The following is a 24,016-nucleotide window of genomic DNA, read 5'->3' as shown; positions in this document are numbered from 1 at the left end:
TATGGTGAAAAGTTTAAATATCAAAATACCGGCATCTACAGCTAATTTAGGTGTCGGTTTTGATTCTATTGGTATGGCATTAAATAAATTTTTGTATTTACAAGTAACAATTACGAATGATGAACAATGGCATTTTCATCATATAGGTCCGAATGTAGAAGGATTACCTACTGACGAATCACATTATATTTATCAAATAGCACAACAAGTTGCCTTAAAATATGATGTAGTTTTGCCTGCATTATCCATCGAAATGCGCAGTGATATTCCCTTAGCACGTGGCTTAGGTTCATCAGCGTCAGCGTTAGTTGGTGCTTTATACATAGCAAATTATTTTGGTGATATTGAGCTCTCGCAGTATGAATTATTACAATTAGCTACTGAATTCGAGGGACATCCTGATAACGTAGCACCAACGATTTATGGTGGTCTAGTGTTAGGCTACTATAATGAAGTGGAAAATGTTACTGAAGTTTCTAGTATCGATACACCTAAAGTGGATGTAATTATCACAGTGCCGTCATATGAATTACGTACAGATGATTCAAGAAATGTGCTGCCAGACACATTTTCGTATAAAAAGGCAGTGCAAAATAGTGCAATCAGTAATACTATGATCAGTGCGTTAATTCAACATAATTATGAATTGGCAGGCAAAATGATGGAGCAAGATGGGTTTCATGAGCCTTTCCGACAACATTTAATACCGGAGTTTGCACAAGTTAAAGCAATTGCAAAATCTCATCAAGCATACGCAACTGTAATTAGTGGTGCAGGTCCTACCATATTAACGCTTATAAGCAAGGAAAAAAGTGGGAAATTAGTAAGAGCGTTAAAAAATGAATTTTCACAGTGTCGCTCAGAACTAGTGACAATTAATGAAACTGGTGTAACATCTGAACTCGTATACCATTCATAATTTTTTGTAGTATGATAGGACTATAGGGTTAATTGGAAAGGAGCACTACAACATGAGTAAATATAAGTTAATTGTCATGGACATGGATGATACATTGATGAACCATGAAAATCAAGTAGGAGAAGAAACAAAAGACTATCTTATTAAAATACAAGACGAAGGTTACAAAGTAGTATTAGCATCAGGTAGACCGACTGAAGGTATGCTACCTACAGCACGATTGTTAAATTTAGATGCACATCAAAGTCATGTTATCAGTTATAATGGTGGCAATACTGTGGATGTAGCTACGGAAAATGTAACAGTCAATAAACCAGTATCAAAAGAAAACTTTGATCAAATTGTTGATTACTGCAGAAAAAAATCATTTTTCGTTTTAACATATCATGATGGCCACATTATTTATGAAGGTGAACATGAATACATGAATATTGAAGCTGAATTAACGGGTTTACCTATGAAAAAAGTTGATGATTTAAAAGCCTATATTCAAGATGCTGTGCCGAAAGTTATGGGTGTAGATTATGTCTGTAATATTGTATTAGCTAAAAGTGATCTTGCTGGTTCCTTCAACGATGAAATAGATGTTACTACAAGTAAACCATACTTCCTTGAATTTATGGCTAAAGATGTTTCAAAGGGGAATGCGGTGAGTGCGTTGTGTGATAAACTAGGGATTAGTTTAGAAGAGGTTATTGCTTTTGGTGATAGTTCTAACGATATATCTATGCTTTCAGTAGTTGGTCATGCTGTTGCTATGGGTAATGCCAATGATGAAGTGAAATCCATTGCTGATGAAGTTACCTTATCAAATGCAGACAATGGTATACCTCATACGTTAAAACAAAAATTATAACCAATGATAGAATTAAAGAAATAAATATGGGAAACACGTTTTACAGTTAAGTCTTAAATAAACAAAACTGTGAAACGTGTTTTTATAATTTAATAAATGATTTATTAGAGCATAATAAAGAGAAAGTTATAGATTTTGTTATTACTGACAAACTAAATTTAATAGTAAAAAACTGACTTCATAACTTGTATGAAGTCAGCGTAGATTAATGGTCAACTGTAACATAGGCAACTAGAAAAAATAGAGCTTACTTTATCTCTTAGCAAAATTTATAGTAGTCGTGACTTAAGCTATTTAGCTGTATGTGTCCACTCATTTTTGCCTCGATGACGTTTTACGTGGGCATAAACTTGGTCTGCAGCATAATCTAAATTAGTATAAACTGTAATTGCAAATGCTGATTGATTTTCAGCAAACGGCTCTTCTAAAAACAGTGATTTTAAATGCTCATATAAGTTTTCCATTTGATCGTGTTTAAGGCTACTATATTCTCGTAGAGTTCGCTTAATTAATTGGTCGTGTAGATTTTCTAATGATTGTACAACAATAACAAAGCGTTCTTCTGGTTTGAGTACATCATCGAATAAATTTGTTTGTCCAACCATAATTTTCCACCTCAAGTACTTGATTTTCTTTAATTATACTATATTACGATACAGGTTAAAATAATTGAATACAAAATATTACCAAAGGTACAAATTTGTGAGGGATAGTTAAGGAAACATAATAAAAGGACAAAACGGGGAAACCGTTTTGTCCTTTACTTAGTTATTCATATTTATTATCTAAGTTAATGTCTTCAAGCTTGATAACTTTTGTTTGGAACATAAATTTATGTGTAAGGTAAATAATGAGTAAGATGAATAGTGGTACGATATTTCTTAATAATCCAGCAATATCGCCAGCTATAATAGTACCTACTGAGTTACCAACAAATAAAAATAGTAAAGCTATAATTACCACAATTGGACCAAATGGATAAAATGGAGCTTTATATGGTAAGACTTGTTGCGCATCTTTATTTTGCTTTTTAATAGCCATGCGTAATCGTATTTGTGCTAAAATACTTGAACCCCATACAATGATAACTAAAGAGCCAATGATATTTAATAATGTAAATACGATATTAGATTGAAATTGAGCAAGGACAATAACTGCCAACACAACGATGAAAGTAGTTAATATCGCAGCGATAGGTAATTTTGTACCTTTATTTAAACGTGCCAAAAATTTAGGTGCTAATTTATCATGTCCCATCGAAAATAACATTCGACTTGAAGTATATAATCCAGAATTCGCTGCAGATAATAGTGATGTCAAAATGACAGCATTTATGACTGAAGCTGCAAAAGCGATACCGACACGATCAAAAACAATAGTGAATGGGCTTTGGCTAACAGATTCACTTTCGTTTAGCAGTAATGGATCAGTATATGGGATAATTGCAGCAATAACTGCAATAGACAATACATAGAATAATAAAATTCTCCAAAATACTTGTTTAATTGCTTTTGGCATTGAACGATGAGGATTGTCAGATTCTCCCGCAGTAACAGCTACTACTTCAGTACCCCCAACTGAGAATCCAGCGATTAATAAAACTCCCAAAAAGCCTGACAAGCCACCGACAAAAGGTGCTTCGCCGATAGAGTAGTTTGTAATACCATACGTTTTTCCACCTAAAATACCAACTATCATTAATACGCCAATAACAATAAAGATTAAGATAGTTACTACTTTAATTAACGATAACCAAAATTCAGCTTCTCCAAATGCTTTGACTGAGAAAATATTAAGTAAAAATAATATGACTAAAAAGATCATGCTCCATGTCACAGTGGAAAAGAAATGAAATACATCCCAATAACTTAATACGCTAGCTGCAATAATAATATCCACACTTGCAACAAGCGTCCAAATCACCCAATATAACCAACCCATAGTAAAACCTAATGAACTATCTACAAAACGTGTAGCATATGAGCTAAACGAGCCGGAGACAGGATAAAATGTTGCTAATTCTCCAACTGAAGACATAAGGAAATATAACATGATTCCAATAATTAAATATGCTGCTATGGCCCCACCCGGACCAGCTTGTGATACAACGCTACCTGTGGCAACGAATAGTCCAGTACCGATAGCGCCGCCAATGGCAATCATAGAAATATGACGTGAACTGAGACCTCGATTTAATTTATTTTGTTCCATAATAAGGCTCCTATTTACTTTTAAATTTTGTATACACACTATTTTAATGCTTTTGAGAACCACAAGCAAATATTTTTTATAACTTTAAAGCAATAAAGCGTAAAGAGAATTCAGAAAAATGCGATTTTTAATAGTGGTTTTATTGATTTGAACATAGGGTATACATTAAAATATGTAGTAGATAATAATTATTATTATCTGAACAAATAGGGGGTTATTCGTATGAGCGAACGTAAAAAATTGACAGGTCTTTTTGGTACACCAGTATCTGACAGAGAAAATAGTATGACAGCAGGACCAAGAGGCCCTTTACTTATGCAAGACTGGTATTTTTTAGAACAAATGGCACATTTTGATAGAGAAGTTATACCTGAACGACGTATGCATGCTAAAGGTTCAGGTGCATTTGGCACATTCACAGTAACAAATGACATTACTAAATACACGTGTGCAAGCATATTTTCTGAAGTAGGTAAACAAACTGAAATGTTCGCACGTTTTTCAACGGTTGCAGGTGAACGTGGTGCAGCTGATGCAGAACGTGATATTCGTGGCTTTGCATTGAAATTTTACACAGATGAAGGGAACTGGGATTTAGTAGGTAATAATACGCCAGTATTCTTCTTTAGAGATCCTAAATTATTTGCAAGTTTAAACCACGCAGTAAAACGTGATCCTAGAACAAATATGAGAAGTTCTCAAAATAATTGGGACTTTTGGACATCATTACCAGAAGCACTTCATCAAGTGACAATTTTAATGACTGATCGTGGTATTCCTAAAGGATTTAGAAATATGCATGGCTTTGGTTCTCATACGTATTCAATGTATAATGATAAAGGTGAACGTGTATGGGTGAAATTCCACCATAGAACACAACAAGGTATTGAAAATTTACAACCAGAAGAAGCAGCTCAAACTATTGCTTATGATAGAGAATCTTCACAACGCGATTTATTTGAAGCGATAGAAAATAAAGATTATCCAAAATGGAAAATGTATATTCAAGTAATGACAGAAGAACAAGCTAAAAAGCATAAAGATAATCCATTTGATTTAACAAAAGTTTGGTACAAAGGAGATTATCCATTAATTGAAGTTGGTGAATTTGAATTAAATCGTAATCCGGATAACTATTTCCAAGATGTAGAACAAGCTGCATTTGCACCAACTAATATCGTTCCCGGATTAGATTTTTCACCAGATAAAATGTTACAAGGGCGTTTATTCTCTTATGGAGACGCACAACGTTATAGATTAGGCGCAAACCATTGGCAAATCCCAGTAAATCAACCTAAAGGTGTTGGAGTTGAAAATATTTGCCCATTCAGTAGAGATGGTCAAATGCGCATTTTAGATAATAACCAAGGCGGTAGACCACATTACTATCCAAATAGCGAAGGTGCATTTGAAGATCAACCGCAATATAAAAAACCACCATTAGAAGTAGAAGGTACTGCTTATGAACATAACTTCAGAGAAGACGATGACAACTACTTCGAACAACCAGGAAAATTATTTAGACTACAATCTCCTGAGCAACAAGAGCGTATGTTTGTAAATACAGCTAATGAAATGGAAGGAACAACTCTAGAAGTTCAACACCGTCATATTCGTCATTGCTATAAAGCAGATGAAAATTATGGTAAAGGTGTTGCAGCAGCGTTAGGCATAGATATTGCAGACGTTGATCTTGAAGCGAAAGATTAAGTAGTAAAGTTGTAAATTACATTTAACATTAGAACTTTATAGATTAGATATATTTTATAGCAAGTGTGTAATCAAAAATGACATAATTTGATTACACACTTGTTTTTTTTATAATAAAAAAATCATCACCGAAGTGATGATTGGTAATGCTTGTCGTATTCAAAAGATAAGAATTACTTATTTTGTTTCACGATGTAATGTATATTTATTTAATCTTGGGCAATATTTTTTCATTTCGATACGCTCAGGATTTGTACGTTTGTTTTTAGTACTAATATAATTACGATCGCCACATTCTGTACAAGCTAATGTAATATTTACGCGCAAAGTTAACACCCTTTCTACAATTAGGAATACTTACGATTTAAAATTTTAGCATATGTCACATTGTTGCGCAAGGGAAAAACGTGCTATTAGGTCACAAAGATATTGAAGATAATGATTTAATGATACACCAACAATTAATTGGACGATGTTAGTATCATTTAAGTTAAGACAGACAAAGATCATAAATCTACTATTATAAATAACAAGTAAATGTCTGCTTGGTTTTGGATTGTAATTATAGATAAAAACTTTCACTTGATATTTAAGAATGATGTGATATTATTAAAACGTAATTATTACGATTTGTAGGAGGAAAGTTATATGGCAAAAAAATCTAAAGTAGTAAAAGAACAAAAAAGAGAAGCATTAGTTAATAAATATTATGACTTGCGTAAAGAATTAAAAGCAAAAGGTGACTATGAAGCTTTACGAAAATTACCAAGAGATTCATCACCAACACGTTTAACAAGACGCTGTAAGGTTAGTGGCAGACCTAGAGGTGTGTTGAGAAAATTTGAAATGTCTAGAATTGCATTTCGTGAACATGCACATAAAGGTCAAATTCCTGGTGTGAAAAAATCTAGTTGGTAATTTAAGACGTAAGTCCGTTTACATTCAAAGTAAAACATTGTATATTATCTAATGGTAATACAGTAATATTGTTCGTGAAAAAACGTTTTCATTATCGAAAGCTGAGTGAATGAGATGTTATATACTGTAAAAACTTACCATTAGTTTTATGTTTTATTATAAATGTTAGGAGTTTTATATTATTATGAAAATTTTTGATTATGAAGATGTGCAATTGATACCAAATAAATGTATTGTGAGTAGCCGTTCTGAATGTAATACAGAAATTAAATTTGGACCGCGAACTTTTAAGTTGCCTGTAGTACCAGCAAATATGCAAACAGTTATGAATGAAGAGTTAGCGGAATGGTTTGCGGAGCAAGACTATTTTTATATAATGCATCGTTTTGACGAAGCGGCACGTATTCCATTTGTTAAAAAAATGCAGAATAAAGGTCTATTTGCTTCAATTTCTGTCGGAGTAAAGGCACCAGAATTTGATTTTGTAAAACAGTTAGCAGCTGAAGCGTTAGTGCCTGAATACATTACAATTGATATTGCACATGGTCATAACGATTCGGTCATTAATATGATAAAACATATTAAAACGCATTTACCTGAGACATTTGTCATTGCAGGAAATGTTGGAACACCTGAAGGCGTTCGTGAATTGGAAAATGCTGGTGCAGATGCTACAAAAGTAGGTATTGGACCTGGACGCGTATGTATCACTAAAATTAAAACAGGTTTTGGTACAGGTGGTTGGCAATTAGCTGCTTTAAACCATTGTAGTAAAGCAGCGCGTAAACCGATGATTGCTGATGGTGGTATTAGAACGCATGGTGATATAGCGAAATCTATGCGTTTTGGAGCATCTATGGTTATGATTGGTTCTCTTTTTGCAGCACATGAAGAATCTCCAGGAGAAACAGTAGAACTTGAAGGTAAGTTATACAAAGAATATTTTGGTAGTGCTTCGGAATATCAAAAAGGTGAACATAAAAATGTTGAAGGTAAAAAAATGTTTGTTGAACACAAAGGTTCACTACAAGATACTCTAATTGAAATGCAACAAGATTTACAGAGTTCAATTTCTTATGCAGGCGGTAAAGATTTGAATTCGTTACGAAAAGTAGATTATGTGATTGTGCGTAATTCTATCTTTAACGGTGATAGAGACTAAAATACGTAGGTGATGAAGATTAGAAAAATATTATTATATAGTTTAATTTTTTTATGCATAGTATTGATTGTGCCAATAAAAGAGTCACCCTTTATGTTAGACGTTCAACAAGAGGTCAAAACAAAAATTAATGCTTGGCAAACTAATCAGTCATCATCTACGAAGTCACTCAAAGTGCCAAGTGAACAACAATTTGCTTTAAGTAATATTCAAATGAATATGGATAAAGCAGACGTTGAAAATAAATTTGGAGAAGCTAAGAGTGTAACTTCCAATGAATATGGTACGAGTTGGCATACTTATTATACTGGTGATTATAGTAACTTTGTGATGGTCAGTTATTTAGACGACAAAGTCAATGCACTTTATACGAATCAAAATTCAATTACATCACAGTCAAAAATCAAGTATGGTACACCTAAAGATGTCGTAAGAGACAGATTAGGAGAACCAATTACTGAAAAGAAAAAAGGAAATGTTAGATACCAAATTGAGAATGATGAATATGACACATTTCATGAAAATCAAATCTATACAACGGCATTCTATGATAAACATCAAGATAATGGTTTAACAGCAATACTATTGGTAAGTGATCAGCTTGAACAACGATTGCAAGGACAATATGGTGCACCATCTGAAGCATTAAAAGAAGGTTTTGAACGCCAAAACTTTGAAATTGTAAATGCTGAAAGAAAACAACATCAATTATCTACATTGAATTATGATAGTGATGTTTCAGATACAGCAAGAAAACATAGTAAAGATATGGCGGAGAATGATTATTTTGATCATACCAACTTAGATGATGAATCCCCATTTGATCGTTTGAAAGCTGATGATATTAAATTTAATGCTGCAGGCGAAAATTTAGCTTATGGTCAAATGAATAGTATTTATGCACACGAAGGCTTAATGAATTCATTAGGACATAGAAAAAATATCTTACGTTCTAGTTATAATGAGTTAGGAGTAGGCGTCGCTTTTAATGATGAGCGTCAACCTTATTGGACGGAAAACTATACTAACTAATGTTTGGTGATGAAATGTTAGGGTATCTTATAAAGGTAAGGATGAGATGCTAATGACAATACATGAAAAACATAAATCGGAAGATATATTAGAACGAGTAAAAGAAGTTCTAGACAAAAAAGAAGATAAAGATACAAAATAGAGGCTATGCCGTCACGGCATAGCCTCTTAGTTTGTATGTGTGATTACAAGTTATTATGTTAAATAGTGCTGAATGAGAGTGCTTGGAGACTATTACATTTCACGGAATAATCCGACCACTTTACCAAGTACAGAAACTTGATTTAAATAGATTGGGTTCATTGAGCTATTTTCTGGTTGTAATCTATAGCGCGTTTTTTCTTTATAAAATCGTTTAACAGTTGCTTCATTGTCTTCTGTCATAGCTACAATAATATCTCCGTTTTCTGCAATTGTTTGACTACGCACAATCACTTTGTCGCCATCTAAAATACCAGCTTCGATCATACTGTCTCCAACAACATTTAAAATGAAAATATCGCTGTTATGTGTAGAAGTAAAATGTTCTGGTAAAGGGAAGTATTCTTCTACATTTTCCACTGCAGTAATCGGTATGCCGGCAGTGACTTTACCAATAACTGGTACGTGAATTGTATCTTCGTTATTTATTGGTTCTCCAAGTTGGTCGCTGACAATTTCTATTGCACGTGGTTTTGTAGGATCACGTTTGATATAGCCTTTTTCTTCTAATCTAGATAAATGACCATGAACAGTTGAACTAGAAGCTAAACCGACAGCTTCTCCAATTTCACGAACACTTGGTGGATAACCTTTGGATTGCACGATTTGCTTTATATAATCGAAAATTTCATTTTGTCGTTTTGTTAATTCTCTCATAATAGGCACTCCCTAATTTAATTTAATCCAATTATAGCATGAATTGAAATTTGTTACAAACGTTTGTTCGTTTTGTATTGACTAAGAACACGTGTTCTGTTAAAGTGTTTGTACAAACAAATGTTCTAGGAGAGATACTATATGAATTCTATCTATATGTCACAAATCAAAACATATTTATTAATACTTGTTACTACGATGCTGTTATGTACTATATTTGTACTAACGGCAGATATAAATAATAATAGAGAACAAACGTACGAAATGACTGATCATAAAATAACTACAGAGCACAAAGAACAAAATAATAATCAATTACAACAAGATTTAAATAGCGAACAAGCATCGAACCAAACGATGGCAGTAATTAAATAATTAGAATGATAAAAAAGAGCGAATGCATTTAGTTCCGCTCTTTTTTTTGTTAAAATTTATATGATATAAATCTATGGAGGTTATTATGACTGAATCAAATGGTGTAGATATTAATAGAATTAATGAATTAGCTAGAAAGAAAAAAGCACAAGGGCTAACTGAAAAAGAAGCGAAGGAACAATCTAAATTACGTAAAGCTTATTTAGAATCGTTTAGAAAAGGCTTTAAGCAGCAATTAGAAAGCACAAGGGTCATTGATCCAGAAGGAAACGATGTGACGCCAGATAAAATCAAAAAAGTATTGGATGAAAAAGACCTAGATAAAAGATAATCTAATTTTTTGTTAATTATAAGTTAAATAAGTTATAATAATATATGAATCATGCTATTTAAGAAAGGAAGTCATATTAGATGTTTAATGAAAAAGACCAACTAGCGATTGATACAATAAGAGCCTTAAGTATTGATGCTATTGAAAAAGCAAATTCAGGCCACCCAGGTTTACCAATGGGCGCAGCTCCAATGGCATACACTTTATGGACACGCCATTTGAATTTTAATCCTCAATCAAAAGATTTCTTTAACAGAGACAGATTCGTATTGTCTGCAGGACATGGTTCTGCATTACTTTACAGTTTATTACATGTTTCAGGTAGTTTAGAATTAGAAGAATTAAAACAATTTAGACAATGGGGTTCTAAAACTCCTGGTCATCCAGAGTTCAAACATACGGATGGTGTCGAAGTTACTACAGGTCCACTAGGACAAGGTTTTGCTATGTCAGTAGGTATGGCTTTAGCAGAAAAACATTTAGCAGGTAAATTTAATAAAGAAGATGCTAACGTTGTAGATCATTACACTTACGTTCTTGCATCAGATGGTGACTTAATGGAAGGTATTTCTCATGAAGCAGCATCATTTGCAGGCCATAATCAATTAGACAAATTAATTGTTTTATATGATTCCAATGATATTTCATTGGACGGAGAGTTAAATAAAGCATTCTCTGAAAATGTAAAAGAACGTTTCGAAGCTTATGGTTGGGAACATATCTTTGTTAAAGATGGTAACGATTTAGAAACAATTGACAAAGCAATTGAAGATGCTAAATCTAGTAATAAACCAACAATCATTGAAGTGAAAACAATTATCGGCTATGGTGCGCCTAATAAACAAGATACAAATGGCGTTCATGGTGCACCACTAGGTGAAGACGAAAGAAAATTAGCATTTGAAAATTACGGATTAGATCCAGAAAAACGTTTCTTCGTACCAGAAGAAGTATATGAAATTTTCCAAACTCAAATGTTAAAACGTGCAAACGAAAATGAAGAAGCTTGGAACAACTTAGTAGAAGAATATAGTTCAAAATACCCAGAATTAGCTAAAGAATTTAAATTAGCTATTAGTGGTAAATTACCAACAAATTATAAAGACGTGTTACCTAAATATGAAGCAGGTCATAGTGGTGCTTCTCGTGCTGATTCAGGTGATGTAATTCAAGCAATCAGTCAAAGCGTACCATCATTCTTCGGTGGCTCAGCTGACTTAGCTGGTTCAAACAAGTCAAATGTTAAAGAAGCAGTTGACTTTACTCCGGAAACACCTGAAGGTAAAAATATTTGGTTTGGTGTACGTGAATTCGCAATGGGTGCTGCAGTGAATGGTATGGCTGCTCACGGTGGTTTACATCCATATGGTGCAACATTCTTCGTGTTCAGTGACTACTTAAAACCAGCACTAAGACTATCAGCAATTATGGGCTTAAATTCAACATTTATCTTCACACACGATTCAATTGCTGTAGGTGAAGATGGTCCAACACATGAACCAGTAGAGCAATTAGCAGGTTTAAGAGCGATTCCTAACATGAATGTGATTCGTCCAGCTGATGGAAATGAAACACGTGTCGCTTGGGAAGTTGCATTAGAGTCAGAAAACACACCAACTTCACTTGTATTAACTCGTCAAAACTTAACTGCTTTAGACTTACCAGAAGCAGTTGTTGAAGAAGGCGTACGTAAAGGTGCGTATGTTGTTTATGAATCAGAAAAAGATGCTGAATTCTTATTATTAGCGACTGGTTCAGAAGTAAACTTAGCAGTTGATGCAGCTAAAGATTTAGATGCACAAGGTAAAGGTGTACGAGTAGTTTCTATGCCTAACTGGCACGCATTTGATCAACAATCAGCTGAGTATAAAGAATCAGTAATCCCATCATCAATTACAAAACGTATTGCAATTGAAATGGCATCTTCTCTAGGCTGGCATAAATATGTTGGTACTGAAGGTAAAGTTATCGGTATTGATACATTTGGTGCTAGTGCTCCTGGTGACTTAGTCGTAGAAAAATACGGTTTCACTAAAGAGAATGTGTTAAATCAAATTCAAACATTTTAATAATTTGTAGTTATGTAAAGGCTGGGACATTAAGGTGTCCTAGCCTTTAATTTTATCATTACAAAATGTTGATGGATAAACATGCTTCAAGTCATGTTGTTTTTATCATGATTCAAAAAATTTTAAGTGTACAGTAAATTAACATGTCATTTTCTATTGAAAGTTACATAAATTAAAGCTAAATTAGTGGTTGAACTTATGTTCTTGTAAGTGTATTTACAAAGTGAATTTAATATTGATATAATACATAAGGTTACAGGAGTTTGAAGCTAAACTTCCTTGAAATTAAACATTTAATTTAGTAAAATGCATTAGGATAGGAAAGTGGGTGAAACAATGGCAGTTTGGTTAGCAGTTTTATTAATCGTAATAGCACTAATCATTGGATTAGTAGGTGGTTTCTTCTTAGCAAGAAAATATATGATGGATTATTTCAAAAAGAACCCACCAATTAATGAAGAAATGCTTCGTATGATGATGATGCAAATGGGTCAAAAACCATCGCAAAAGAAAGTAAATCAAATGATGACAATGATGAACAAAAATATGGACTCAAACATGAAGAAGTCTAAATAATAGACCATTAAAGAGCGGATAACTACTGTCGAACGTAGTTATCCGCTCTTAATTTATGTTGGCAAATCTAATGTGTTTTGGTTATGGAACATATAAAATATAAAATCAATATAATGAAATATTTATTGTAGAATGATGGTATTATTATTGTAATATTCGCACAATTCCGACAAACTATTTGCACATAATTTACAATTATTATATAATATCAAACATAGAAGGGGGAAAATTAATGAAAGATGCATATGATATGGAAGACAAAGAAGTCTTGGATAGATTAGCTTGTGCACATATTAATTTTTGCAATAATGACGAATTTTTACAATATAACAAAGCAATCCAAACACAAGACATGACTTATTTGAGACATTTGTTAAACAATTTAAACTCATCAGTTCCAATGTAATTGTCAGGATTGATTTGGGAATAAGCCTTGAAAAAGGCTTATTTTTTTGTCTTAAATGAACAAAGATAGCTGGTAATTGAATTTATGTAATTTTTGTGGCGATTATTGTTTGGCAGCGCTATAATTTAAGACAAAATGATGAATAACTATAGAGGGAATGTTATAATATCGTTTGTGATATTTGTAAAATATAAAAGAAGGTGTCGTCGTGTTATATTTAGTTTTCTCCATTGTCGTTGCTTTTTTAATGGGCATAGGTGTAATAGTTATAAGAATGAAAGCGCAACAATTTCCTGTTAACGAAAAGAAAATCATTTTACCTCCGTTTTTCATGGCAACTGGTGCGTTAATGTATGTGATACCTTACTTTAGATTGTCAGGACTTGAAATTATTGAATGTATTATTTTAGGTTTATTGTTTTCGACCGTTCTAATATGGACGTCACGCTTTGAAACAGATGGCCATCAAATTTATATGAAGCGATCTAAAGCCTTTCCCATTATTTTAATTACTTTATTACTGATTCGAACAATAATTAAAGTATTTGTTAGTAGTCAAATTGATCCAGGTGAAATTGCAGGTATGTTTTTCTTACTTGCCTTTTGTATGATTGTGCCATGGAGATTGGCAATGCTATATAAATTTAAAAAAGTAAAACGTAACCTTGTATAAATAGTTATGAAACTTTAGCGGTAAGCAAGTATTTGTAAGTTAATAAATAGAGTAATATTTTTATTTATAATGAGGCTAGGACAAAATGGATTTGTCCTAGCCTCTTTCTTATTGTCAGATGATAATTGAACTAAAAAATCCGCTTCAATTATGCTTTTCAATTCTGCTTAGCGATGTTGGAGTGAGACGAGGAAATCTTGTTAATAAAACTTAGATTTCTTACCACTCCCTTTTTCTTTTTATAAACGGTATGATAAACTATTAACAAACAATAGAACGTGCGTTCTGCAAAAAAGGATGACTAAAATGAAAATTATACATACTGCTGATTGGCATTTAGGACGAATTTTAAATGGCAAGTCATTATTAGAAGACCAAGCTTATATATTAGATGAATTTGTAGCAGCAATGCAAAAAGAGAAGCCTGATGTAATAGTTATTGCTGGAGACGTATATGATACGAGTTATCCAAGTAAAGCAGCGATTATGTTATTTGAAGAAACAATTAACCAATTAAATTTACATATGCAAATACCTATGATTGTGACAAACGGTAACCATGATGGCAAAGAGCGACTTAATTATGGTGCTAAATGGTTCGAAAAGTCACAAATGTATATTAGAACAGAGTTAGCTACTATGGCTACACCTATCAATATAGGAAATGTAAATTTTTATTGTTTACCATTTGCAACCATAAGTGAAGTACAAGCTTTCTTTGATGATAAAACTATTACGACGCATCAAGCTGCTACACAAAGTTGCATCACTTATATGGCTGAAAATTTAGATACATCACAATTTAATGTATTAATAGGACATATGACGGTTCAAGGTGGCACACGTTCAGACTCTGAAAGACCAATTTCTATTGGCACAGTTGAGTCGGTAGAACAGGATGTTTTTGCACCATTTAATTATGTTATGTTAGGTCATTTACATCATCCGTTTAGTATCGATTCAGAGTTTATCCATTATAGTGGTTCGTTATTACAATATTCATTTTCAGAAGTTAATCAGCCTAAAGGCTATCGAATGTTATTGATTGATGAAATGGAACAACAGCAATTATTTATACCGTTAGAGCCTAAACGGCAATTGGAAGTTGTAGAAGGTGATTACGAAGCAGCAATACAAGAAAATATTCCTCTGAAAAATAAAGAAAATTATATTCATTTTAAGTTGAAAAATATGACGCATGTGACTGATCCGATGATGCATCTCAAACAAATATATCCTAATACATTATCACTCACAAATGTGTCGTTTAACTTTGAAACGGCAAGTGTTGAAAATAATACTGAACTTCGTGAACTCAATGATTCAGAGATTATTAATAACTTTTATCAAAGCATGACTGATTCGACACTATCAGAGCTACAACATAAAAAAATAGTGCAATTACTCAATGACTTGTTGGAAGGAGAAGAATAAAAGATGAGACCAATTTCAATAACTTTAACCAATTTTGGTCCGTTTTTAAATGAATATATAGATTTTAGAAACGTACATGAAAACCAATTATTTTTAATAAGTGGTAAAACAGGTTCGGGTAAGACGATGATTTTCGATGCTATTGTCTATGCTTTGTTTGGAGAAGCCTCTACTAAGGGGCGCAAAGAGTTAGATTTAAGAAGTCATTTTGCAGATGGTAAATCGCCAATGACTGTCGTATTTGAATTTAAATTAGGTGACTCTTATTTTAAGGTGGAACGACAAGGTGCATTTTATAAAGAAGGCAATGTGAGCAAGACAAATGGCCAATTAGATATATTTCAATACATTGAAGATGGTTATGAATTAAGAGAAAGTAAAATTACTGCAGGTAATCAAATGCTCAAAGATTTATTAGGGGTAGATGCAGAGCAATTTAGACAATTGTTTATTTTGCCACAAGGTGAATTTAAAAGATTTCTATTATCAAAGAGCATAGAGAAGCAGGAAATTTTGAGAACTTTATTTGATAGTCAACGTTTTGAAATGATTCAAAAGCAACTTACTGATGATGTTAAAGAGAGTCGTGATCAAATAGAACGAAATTTCGACCAACTTGAGAATTATTGGCATGATATTGAAACATTTAACGATGCTTCTTTACAAGAACATAAAGCAACTCCTGTGAGACAAACGGAACAATTATTGAAAGTTATACCTGAATTTGAGCGCACTGGAAATCAACTATTGGAGCAGTTAACAAAACAACAACAATCGCAGCAACAACAATTAGAATCAATACAACAGCAACTCGAGCATAATAAACAACTGCAAGATAATTTCCACAAACTTCAGCAAAATCAAGCCGAGTTAGCAAAGTTAAATGAACGAGAACCTGGAATTGAAGATTTAAAGCAAACATTAACAAAATTAAATGAAGTCAAACCATTAGCCAATTTAATTGAAAATAAAAAAACACTGGATGAAAAACGGCTAGCAACAGAACAACAATTATATCAAGTTGAAAAAACTATAGGACAGTTGGTACAAGAGCAAACGGAGTTACAACAACACTATGATAGACAACAAAATCACAGTGAAACAATAGAACAACAACGCCAATTTTTATCTAATACTAAAATGTTTTATCAGCACATCGAGAAATATAAAACAGCATATAATCAAATTACAGACATTCAACAAGTATATAATGAACAGAGTCAACAATTGACGGAAGTTAAAGAGCGGATTGAGCAGTTACACAATGAACTAAAAGATGAGCAACCGGACTATGAGGCTATTGAAAAAATTGACCAACAAATCTACGAGTTAACTAATCAAATTAAGGAATATCAACGTAACGAAACGGCAAAACAACAATATATTAAAAATCAAGAAGAAATTGAGCAGCAACAAGCTAAATTGAAAGCTCAAGAGCGACAATTAGCGCAGTTGACGGCAAGTTATAACGACATTGATCAAGTCAATTTACAATTTAGTAATAAACAAGAAGCGATTGCACAAATTCAAACTATTTTAAATATAGGTGATACATGTCCAGTATGTGGTAATGAAGTACATGACCTAGCGCAACACATAGATTTTGAAAATTTAAGCAAACGTCAACAGGAATTAAGTAAGCTAGAACATAGTATGCAACAATGTAAGGAGCAAATTATTCAACATACAACAACATTAGAGCATTTGACAACACAACAAACAGCTAACCCTGTAAATATGGATGAAACGTATGATATTGCTGAATTAGAGCAACAACTTACTCAAATTCAAGATCAACGCACTGCGGCAAAACAACGTAATACTTATATTCAAAATCAACGAACACAATTACAACAATTAGAACAACAAGCACATACTTTAGAGTTAGATTTGAAAAAATCTGAAGCGCAATATCAACAAAACGAAACTTTAATCAATGACTTTGAAAGAGTAACGCAGTGTGCCAATACGACTGATTTTGTTAAAACATTTGATGCGCAAAATGAAGATGTTACAAATTTTGATAATACCGTTGAGCAATTAAATAACGACTTACAGAAGTGTCAAAATCAATTAAATATTGAACGTAATAGTAAAAAATATGTAGAAGCACAATTACAAGATATTAAAGATGAACTGCAAACTACAGACGAGAAAGTACAACAAGAAATGCACCGTATTGGGTTCACTACTATGGCCCAAGTCCAAACAGCAATAGAACAACTCAACAATAAATCGGCAATTGAAACAGAAATCAATACTTTTGAAAAAGAAAAACAAACTATATCAATTGTAGTTTCGCAATTAGAAGAAGCGACACGAAACCAAACAGTTGCCAACATTGATGACTTAGAACAACAAGTGAGTGTACAACAAACAGCATTAACGCAAATAACTACACAATTAAATCAACATGAATATAAAGTTGACTTTAATAAAACGAAATTTACTGCAATAAAAAATTTAATTGCTGAGTTAAATGATTATTTGCATACACAACAAGAAATTTTTCAGTTATCAGAAATACTAGCAGGGAAAAATGAGCACAAATTAACACTAGAAAACTATGTACTAATCCATTATTTAGAACGCATTTTAGGTCAAGCGAATCAACGTCTAGCATTGATGACAAATCAGCGCTACCAATTAAAGCGTCGACAACAAGTGTCTCAAGGTTATAGTGGGTTAGAAATAGATGTTTTTGATGCGTATTCAAATCAAACACGTCATATTTCGTCATTATCAGGTGGAGAGTCCTTTCAAGCCTCGTTAGCATTAGCGCTTGGTTTGAGTGAAATTGTGCAACAAGAAGCGGGTGGAATTGTACTATCTTCTATGTTCGTTGATGAAGGTTTTGGTACATTAGATCAAGAAACATTGGAAACAGCGTTAGATACATTATTAAGCTTGAAGTCGACTGGCCGAATGGTTGGTATTATTTCACATGTGAGTGAGCTAAAACAGCGTATTCCACTCATTTTAGAGGTAACGACAGAAGGTTATCAAAGTGTGACGCAATTTAAGCAACAGTGACATCACATGAAATTAAGCACGGCTTAAAGTTTTAGAACGTAGTTAAACCCTTCGCATTAATTTGCGAAGGGTTTGTTTATTTTCTATATCATAAAAATGACGTGTTTAGTTTTTTACTAAAAGTCTTAAAATATTGCTTTTTTTACCAAATGATTTTTGTAATGTTGTCAGTGATTTATGCCGACTCTGCGGAAAAAGTGCATAAAAAAACTGCCCACATAGCCAGAGACTTTGTTGACAATCTGAAACTTGGAATTATTTGTTCCAGTTTTTTATTAATTTTTTTCTTTTAAGATATCTCTGATTTCAGTCAATAATACTGTATTTTCTTCAATTTCTTCGTCTTCTTGTTTAATAAGGGTATTAGCAATTTTAACAAAGATGAATAATGCAAATGCAATAATGATAAAATCAATTATTGATTGAATGAACATACCGTATTTTATACCCATAAATGACCAGCTTTTCGCAAAATCAACAGTACCAAAAATTAAACCAATTAAAGGCATAATGATATATGTAACTAGGGCAGTAACAATTTTGTTGAAAGCTGCACCCATAACTACTGCAACGGCTAAGTCCAGTACGTTACCTTTTAATGCAAAATCTTTAAATTCTTTTAACATTTTTAAATTCCCTCACTTTGCTATTATATTAAATTTGATTATACTATATAAATAAATTTATGAAAATACTTTTTTAAAGTACATTTGACTTGGGAATTATATTGTATAATAAAAGAAATTAATTAAAGACGATTTGATTAATTTTGCTAGTTTTGCTATCCTAAAACGTGGCTATAATATTAAATAATATTATAAGATTTAGCCTTATAATAAAATTTATGAAGGGGAGTTAATTTTTATGAAATCATCTGAAACGACTAATCGTAATAACAAACGTTCTCCCGTTTTCATTTATAGTGCAATTGTAGTGGCGATAGTTGTACTAATTGGTGCAATTTGGCCAACGCAATTTGGAGACGTTACGAATGAGATTAAACTGTGGATTACTGATAAATTAGGTTGGTACTACCTCATTCTAACAACGATTATTGTATTTTTCTGTGTGTTTTTAATGTTCAGTCCAATTGGTAAACTTAAATTAGGTAAACCCAATGACAAACCTGAATTTAATACAATATCTTGGTTTGCAATGTTATTTAGTGCAGGAATGGGTATTGGTTTAGTATTCTATGGTGCGGCAGAGCCAATGGCACACTTTGCTGCTCCACCAACAGCTGAACCTGAAACTAAAGCTGCATATACTGAAGCATTACGCTCTACATTTTTCCATTGGGGATTCCATGCCTGGGCAATTTACGGAGTAGTTGCACTTGCGTTAGCGTATGCTCAATTTAGAAAAGGTGAGCCAGGCTTAATTTCTAGAACTTTAAGACCAATGTTAGGGAATAAAGTTGAAGGACCTATTGGGACAATTATTGATGTGCTTGCAGTATTCGCTACAGTAGTTGGTGTGGCAGTATCACTTGGTATGGGTGCATTACAAATTAATGGTGGTTTGAACTATTTATTTGATGTTCCAAATAATATTTGGGTACAGGGTATCATTATTACAATCGTAACAATTTTATTTCTTATAAGTGCTTGGTCAGGTTTAAGTAAAGGTATTCAATATTTAAGTAATTTAAACATTAGTTTAGGTTTATTACTAATGATTATTGTGTTAATTATTGGTCCTACAGTACTAATTTTAAACATGATGACAAGCTCAACTGGTAGTTTACTAAATTCATTTTTAGCGAACTCTTTTGATACAGCGGCACAAAATCCTCAAAAACGAGAATGGATGACTAGCTGGACACTTTACTATTGGGGTTGGTGGTTAAGTTGGAGCCCATTCGTTGGTATCTTTATTGCACGTGTATCTAAAGGACGTTCAATTCGTGAGTTTATTGGTGGCGTACTGTTAGTGCCAGCAATCGTAAGTTTCATTTGGTTTAGTGTCTTTGGTGTACTTGGTATTGAAACAGGTAAAAAAGACCCTAAATTATTTGAAATGTCAGCTGAAACACAACTCTTTGGTGTATTTAATGACTTGCCATTTGGTATTGTTTTATCATTAATTGCACTTGTATTAATTGGATCATTCTTTATTACATCTGCAGACTCTGCGACATTTGTATTAGGTATGCAAACGTCATTCGGTTCACTCGAACCTACAAATTTTGTCAAAGTAACTTGGGGAGTAGCACAATCACTTATTGCCTTTGTATTACTATTTGCAGGTGGCGGGAACGGTGCAGAAGCATTAAACGCCATCCAAAGTGCGGCGATAATTAGTGCCTTGCCATTCTCCTTTGTAGTAATAATGATGATGATTTCATTCTACAAAGATGCAAACCAAGAGCGTAAGTTCTTAGGTTTAACACTGACGCCTAATAAACATCGTATGAAAGATTATGTAGAATTACAAAAAGATGAATACGAAGATGACATTATTGAGCGTCGTAAAGATTTCAGAAATACAGAACAGTAATATTTTACTAGAGCCGAGGATCATATTGATTCTCGGTTTTTTATTTAGCATTCAATGATAATGATTCTCAATTGATAATGTTTACTTATTGCACTTTAATGGTATGATAAGGTACGCTTATGTTAACTGATTGGAAAATCAAATCTAATTTTGCCGGGAAACTAGCGTTATGTAGTTGTTTTCAGCAAAAGATAATAATACAATTTAGTTAACGGCACAATTAATAAATATCAGGGGGGATATATATGGCTTCTAATATTAAAGCGCAAGCGAAAAAATCGTTTGACCTAAATGGAAAATCATATACTTATTACGATTTGAACACTTTAGAAGAGCAAGGTTTAACTGAAATTTCTAAGTTACCATATTCAATTCGAGTGTTATTAGAATCAGTTTTACGTCAAGAAGATGGTTTCGTTATTACTGACGATCATATTAAAACATTATCAAAATTCGTGGATGGGGCAGAAGGAGAAGTTCCGTTCAAACCTTCACGTGTTATTTTACAAGACTTTACAGGTGTGCCAGCTGTCGTTGACTTAGCATCACTACGTAAAGCTATGGATGACGTAGGCGGAGATTTAAATAAAATCAATCCAGAGGTGCCTGTAGATTTAGTTATCGACCACTCAGTACAAGTTGATAGCTATGCGAACCCAGACGCTTTAGAACGAAATATGAAATTAGAATTTGAGCGTAACTATGAACGTTACCAATTCCTTAATTGGGCAACTAAAGCATTTGATAACTATAGTGCAGTACCACCAGCAACTGGTATCGTGCACCAAGTTAACTTAGAGTATTTAGCAAATGTTGTTCATGTGCGTGACGTAGATGGAGAAGAAGTAGCATTCCCAGATACATTAGTAGGTACAGATTCACATACTACAATGATTAACGGTATTGGAGTACTAGGCTGGGGTGTTGGTGGTATCGAAGCTGAAGCAGGTATGTTAGGACAACCTTCTTACTTCCCAATTCCAGAAGTAATTGGTGTACGCTTAACTAACGCTTTACCTCAAGGCTCTACAGCTACTGATTTGGCTCTACGTGTAACACAAGAATTACGTAAAAAAGGTGTTGTAGGCAAGTTCGTTGAATTCTTCGGACCAGGGGTACAACATTTACCATTGGCTGACCGTGCAACAATTGCTAATATGGCGCCTGAATATGGTGCAACATGTGGTTTCTTCCCTGTAGATGAAGAATCACTGAAATATATGAGATTAACTGGTCGTTCAGAAGATCATATTGAATTAGTGAAAAAATATTTACAAGAAAACAACATGTTCTTTGATGTTGACAAAGAAGACCCAGAATATACAGACGTTGTAGACTTAGATTTATCTACAGTTGAAGCATCATTATCTGGACCAAAACGTCCTCAAGACTTAATTTTCTTGAGCGATATGAAGGAAGAATTTGAAAAATCTGTAACGGCACCAGCGGGTAACCAAGGTCACGGATTTGATGAAAGTGAATTCGACAAAACTGCAACAATCGAATTTAATGATGGTACATCAACAACTATGAAAACTGGTGATTTAGCTATTGCAGCTATCACATCATGTACAAATACATCTAACCCATATGTAATGCTAGGGGCTGGCTTAGTTGCTAAAAAGGCAATTGAAAAAGGCTTAGAAGTTCCTGAATTTGTTAAAACTTCTTTAGCTCCAGGTTCAAAAGTTGTTACAGGTTATTTAAGAGATTCTGGCCTACAACAATATTTAGATGATCTTGGATTTAATTTAGTTGGTTATGGTTGTACTACATGTATCGGTAACTCAGGTCCTTTACGTGAAGAAATTGAAAAAGCGATTGCTTCAGAAGACTTACTTGTTACTTCAGTATTATCTGGTAACCGTAACTTCGAAGGTCGTATTCATCCATTAGTAAAAGCCAATTACTTAGCATCACCACAATTAGTAGTTGCATACGCATTAGCAGGTACTGTTGATATTGATTTACAAAATGAACCGCTTGGTAAAGGTAAAGACGGCGAAGATGTATTCTTAAAAGATATTTGGCCTTCAATCAAAGAAGTATCAGATACTGTTGATAGTGTTGTTACACCTGAATTATTCAAAGAAGAATATGAGTCAGTTTATAATAATAACGAAATGTGGAATGAGATTGATGTTACGGACCAACCATTATATGACTTTGATCCGGAATCAACTTATATTCAAAACCCTTCATTCTTCCAAGGCCTTTCTAAAGAGCCAGGTAAGATTGAACCATTAAATGATTTACGTGTAATGGGTAAATTTGGTGACTCAGTAACAACAGACCATATTTCACCAGCAGGTGCGATTGGTAAAGATACGCCAGCAGGTAAATATTTATTAGATCATGACGTACCAATTCGTCAATTTAATTCATATGGTTCACGTCGTGGTAACCATGAAGTTATGGTACGCGGAACGTTCGCGAATATTAGAATTAAAAACCAATTAGCTCCAGGTACAGAAGGTGGATTCACAACTTATTGGCCAACAGGCGAACAAATGGCAATTTATGATGCTGCTATGAAATATAAAGAAGATGGCACAGGTTTAGTTGTGTTAGCTGGAAATGATTATGGTATGGGCTCTTCACGTGACTGGGCTGCCAAAGGTACTAACTTATTAGGTGTTAAAACTGTCATTGCGCAAAGTTATGAACGTATCCATCGTTCAAACTTAGTTATGATGGGTGTATTACCATTACAATTTAAAGATGGTGAATCAGCTGATAGTTTAGGTATTGATGGTACTGAAATTATTTCTGTTAACGTTGATGAAAACGTGAAACCACATGATTTAGTTAAAGTACAAGCGAAAAAAGACAATGGCAAAGTAATCGAATTTGAAGCAGTAGCTCGTTTCGATTCTAACGTTGAATTAGACTACTATCGTCATGGTGGTATCTTACAACTTGTATTAAGAAATAAATTAGCAGAATAATTTTAA

21 protein-coding genes are annotated in these 24,016 nt (G+C 33.3%); 16 read left to right on the top strand and 5 right to left on the bottom strand.

What is annotated here, in order from left to right; all coding sequences use genetic code 11:
* The first annotated feature begins 1 nt into the window (after position 1).
* Together thrB and JVU85_RS02680 are read left to right on the top strand one after the other, a co-directional pair.
* Positions 2-919: a homoserine kinase gene (gene thrB / locus JVU85_RS02685; protein ID WP_002511052.1), complete on the top strand. Its 918-nt coding sequence runs from the start codon at positions 2-4 to the stop codon at positions 917-919.
* 52 nt (positions 920-971) lie between these two features.
* Positions 972-1,775, top strand: coding sequence for a Cof-type HAD-IIB family hydrolase (locus tag JVU85_RS02680; protein WP_021458830.1), 804 nt, complete (start codon positions 972-974; stop codon positions 1,773-1,775).
* Positions 1,776-2,065: 290 nt separating this feature from the next.
* Here the strand turns inward: JVU85_RS02680 and JVU85_RS02675 are convergent, their stop codons facing one another.
* Together JVU85_RS02675 and JVU85_RS02670 are read right to left on the bottom strand one after the other, a co-directional pair.
* Positions 2,066-2,380, bottom strand: a complete 315-nt coding sequence (locus JVU85_RS02675; RefSeq protein WP_002511054.1) for a hypothetical protein — start codon at positions 2,378-2,380, stop codon at positions 2,066-2,068.
* A gap of 163 nt (positions 2,381-2,543) precedes the next feature.
* Entirely contained in the window at positions 2,544-3,986 is a 1,443-nt protein-coding gene (locus JVU85_RS02670) for an amino acid permease (protein WP_002511055.1), read from the bottom strand.
* 222 nt (positions 3,987-4,208) lie between these two features.
* On the opposite strand from JVU85_RS02670, the gene JVU85_RS02665 reads away from it, so the two are divergent.
* The gene (locus JVU85_RS02665; RefSeq protein ID WP_021458829.1) at positions 4,209-5,696 is read left to right on the top strand and encodes a catalase; all 1,488 of its coding nucleotides are present in this window, start codon (positions 4,209-4,211) and stop codon (positions 5,694-5,696) included.
* Between the two features lie 177 nt (positions 5,697-5,873).
* On the opposite strand, the gene rpmG is transcribed toward JVU85_RS02665, so the two are convergent.
* Positions 5,874-6,023, bottom strand: coding sequence for a 50S ribosomal protein L33 (gene rpmG / locus JVU85_RS02660; protein ID WP_002511057.1), 150 nt, complete (start codon positions 6,021-6,023; stop codon positions 5,874-5,876).
* A 321-nt stretch (positions 6,024-6,344) separates the two neighbouring features.
* On the opposite strand from rpmG, the gene rpsN reads away from it, so the two are divergent.
* The 3 genes from rpsN (at position 6,345) to JVU85_RS02645 (ending at position 8,808) form a co-directional block, all read left to right on the top strand.
* Complete coding sequence (rpsN, locus tag JVU85_RS02655; protein WP_002511058.1) at positions 6,345-6,614, top strand: 30S ribosomal protein S14; 270 nt, start codon at positions 6,345-6,347, stop codon at positions 6,612-6,614.
* Positions 6,615-6,798: 184 nt separating this feature from the next.
* Positions 6,799-7,776, top strand: coding sequence for a GMP reductase (gene guaC, locus JVU85_RS02650; protein ID WP_002511059.1), 978 nt, complete (start codon positions 6,799-6,801; stop codon positions 7,774-7,776).
* Between the two features lie 9 nt (positions 7,777-7,785).
* Positions 7,786-8,808 carry a CAP domain-containing protein gene (locus JVU85_RS02645; RefSeq protein WP_002511060.1) on the top strand — a complete coding sequence of 341 codons (1,023 nt, stop codon included), beginning with the start codon at positions 7,786-7,788 and terminating at the stop codon, positions 8,806-8,808.
* A gap of 234 nt (positions 8,809-9,042) precedes the next feature.
* Here the strand turns inward: JVU85_RS02645 and lexA are convergent, their stop codons facing one another.
* Complete coding sequence (lexA, locus tag JVU85_RS02640; RefSeq protein ID WP_002511061.1) at positions 9,043-9,666, bottom strand: transcriptional repressor LexA; 624 nt, start codon at positions 9,664-9,666, stop codon at positions 9,043-9,045.
* Between the two features lie 141 nt (positions 9,667-9,807).
* Here lexA and sosA point away from each other — a divergent pair, with 141 nt between their 5' ends.
* The 8 genes from sosA (at position 9,808) to sbcC (ending at position 18,563) form a co-directional block, all read left to right on the top strand.
* Complete coding sequence (sosA, locus tag JVU85_RS02635; RefSeq protein WP_002511062.1) at positions 9,808-10,041, top strand: DNA damage-induced cell division inhibitor SosA; 234 nt, start codon at positions 9,808-9,810, stop codon at positions 10,039-10,041.
* Between the two features lie 85 nt (positions 10,042-10,126).
* Entirely contained in the window at positions 10,127-10,372 is a 246-nt protein-coding gene (locus JVU85_RS02630) for a DUF896 domain-containing protein (protein ID WP_021458826.1), read from the top strand.
* Positions 10,373-10,452: 80 nt separating this feature from the next.
* Positions 10,453-12,441, top strand: a complete 1,989-nt coding sequence (gene tkt / locus JVU85_RS02625; protein WP_021458825.1) for a transketolase — start codon at positions 10,453-10,455, stop codon at positions 12,439-12,441.
* 336 nt (positions 12,442-12,777) lie between these two features.
* Positions 12,778-13,017: a YneF family protein gene (locus JVU85_RS02620; RefSeq protein WP_002511064.1), complete on the top strand. Its 240-nt coding sequence runs from the start codon at positions 12,778-12,780 to the stop codon at positions 13,015-13,017.
* 232 nt (positions 13,018-13,249) lie between these two features.
* On the top strand, positions 13,250-13,423 hold the full coding sequence (locus JVU85_RS02615) for a hypothetical protein (RefSeq protein ID WP_002511073.1): 174 nt from the start codon (positions 13,250-13,252) through the stop codon (positions 13,421-13,423).
* 208 nt (positions 13,424-13,631) lie between these two features.
* Complete coding sequence (locus tag JVU85_RS02610) at positions 13,632-14,096, top strand: CcdC family protein (RefSeq protein WP_002511074.1); 465 nt, start codon at positions 13,632-13,634, stop codon at positions 14,094-14,096.
* A 306-nt stretch (positions 14,097-14,402) separates the two neighbouring features.
* Positions 14,403-15,530, top strand: coding sequence for an exonuclease subunit SbcD (gene sbcD / locus JVU85_RS02605; protein WP_002511075.1), 1,128 nt, complete (start codon positions 14,403-14,405; stop codon positions 15,528-15,530).
* 3 nt (positions 15,531-15,533) lie between these two features.
* The gene (gene sbcC / locus JVU85_RS02600) at positions 15,534-18,563 is read left to right on the top strand and encodes an exonuclease subunit SbcC (protein WP_002511076.1); all 3,030 of its coding nucleotides are present in this window, start codon (positions 15,534-15,536) and stop codon (positions 18,561-18,563) included.
* 275 nt (positions 18,564-18,838) lie between these two features.
* Here sbcC and mscL read toward each other — a convergent pair whose 3' ends face one another.
* Positions 18,839-19,189 (bottom strand): large conductance mechanosensitive channel protein MscL, encoded by a 351-nt coding sequence (gene mscL / locus JVU85_RS02595; RefSeq protein ID WP_002511077.1) that lies wholly within the window; start codon positions 19,187-19,189, stop codon positions 18,839-18,841.
* Between the two features lie 238 nt (positions 19,190-19,427).
* Between mscL and JVU85_RS02590 the strand changes: the two genes are divergently transcribed.
* Both JVU85_RS02590 and acnA read left to right on the top strand, forming a co-directional pair.
* On the top strand, positions 19,428-21,062 hold the full coding sequence (locus tag JVU85_RS02590) for a BCCT family transporter (protein WP_021458824.1): 1,635 nt from the start codon (positions 19,428-19,430) through the stop codon (positions 21,060-21,062).
* Between the two features lie 245 nt (positions 21,063-21,307).
* Positions 21,308-24,010: an aconitate hydratase AcnA gene (acnA, locus tag JVU85_RS02585; RefSeq protein ID WP_002511080.1), complete on the top strand. Its 2,703-nt coding sequence runs from the start codon at positions 21,308-21,310 to the stop codon at positions 24,008-24,010.
* Positions 24,011-24,016 lie beyond the last annotated feature (6 nt).

Source organism: Staphylococcus sp. GDY8P72P (assembly GCF_016890655.1).
Taxonomy (GTDB): Bacteria; Bacillota; Bacilli; order Staphylococcales; family Staphylococcaceae; genus Staphylococcus; species Staphylococcus arlettae.
This window is presented reverse-complemented; position numbering and strand designations above follow the sequence as displayed.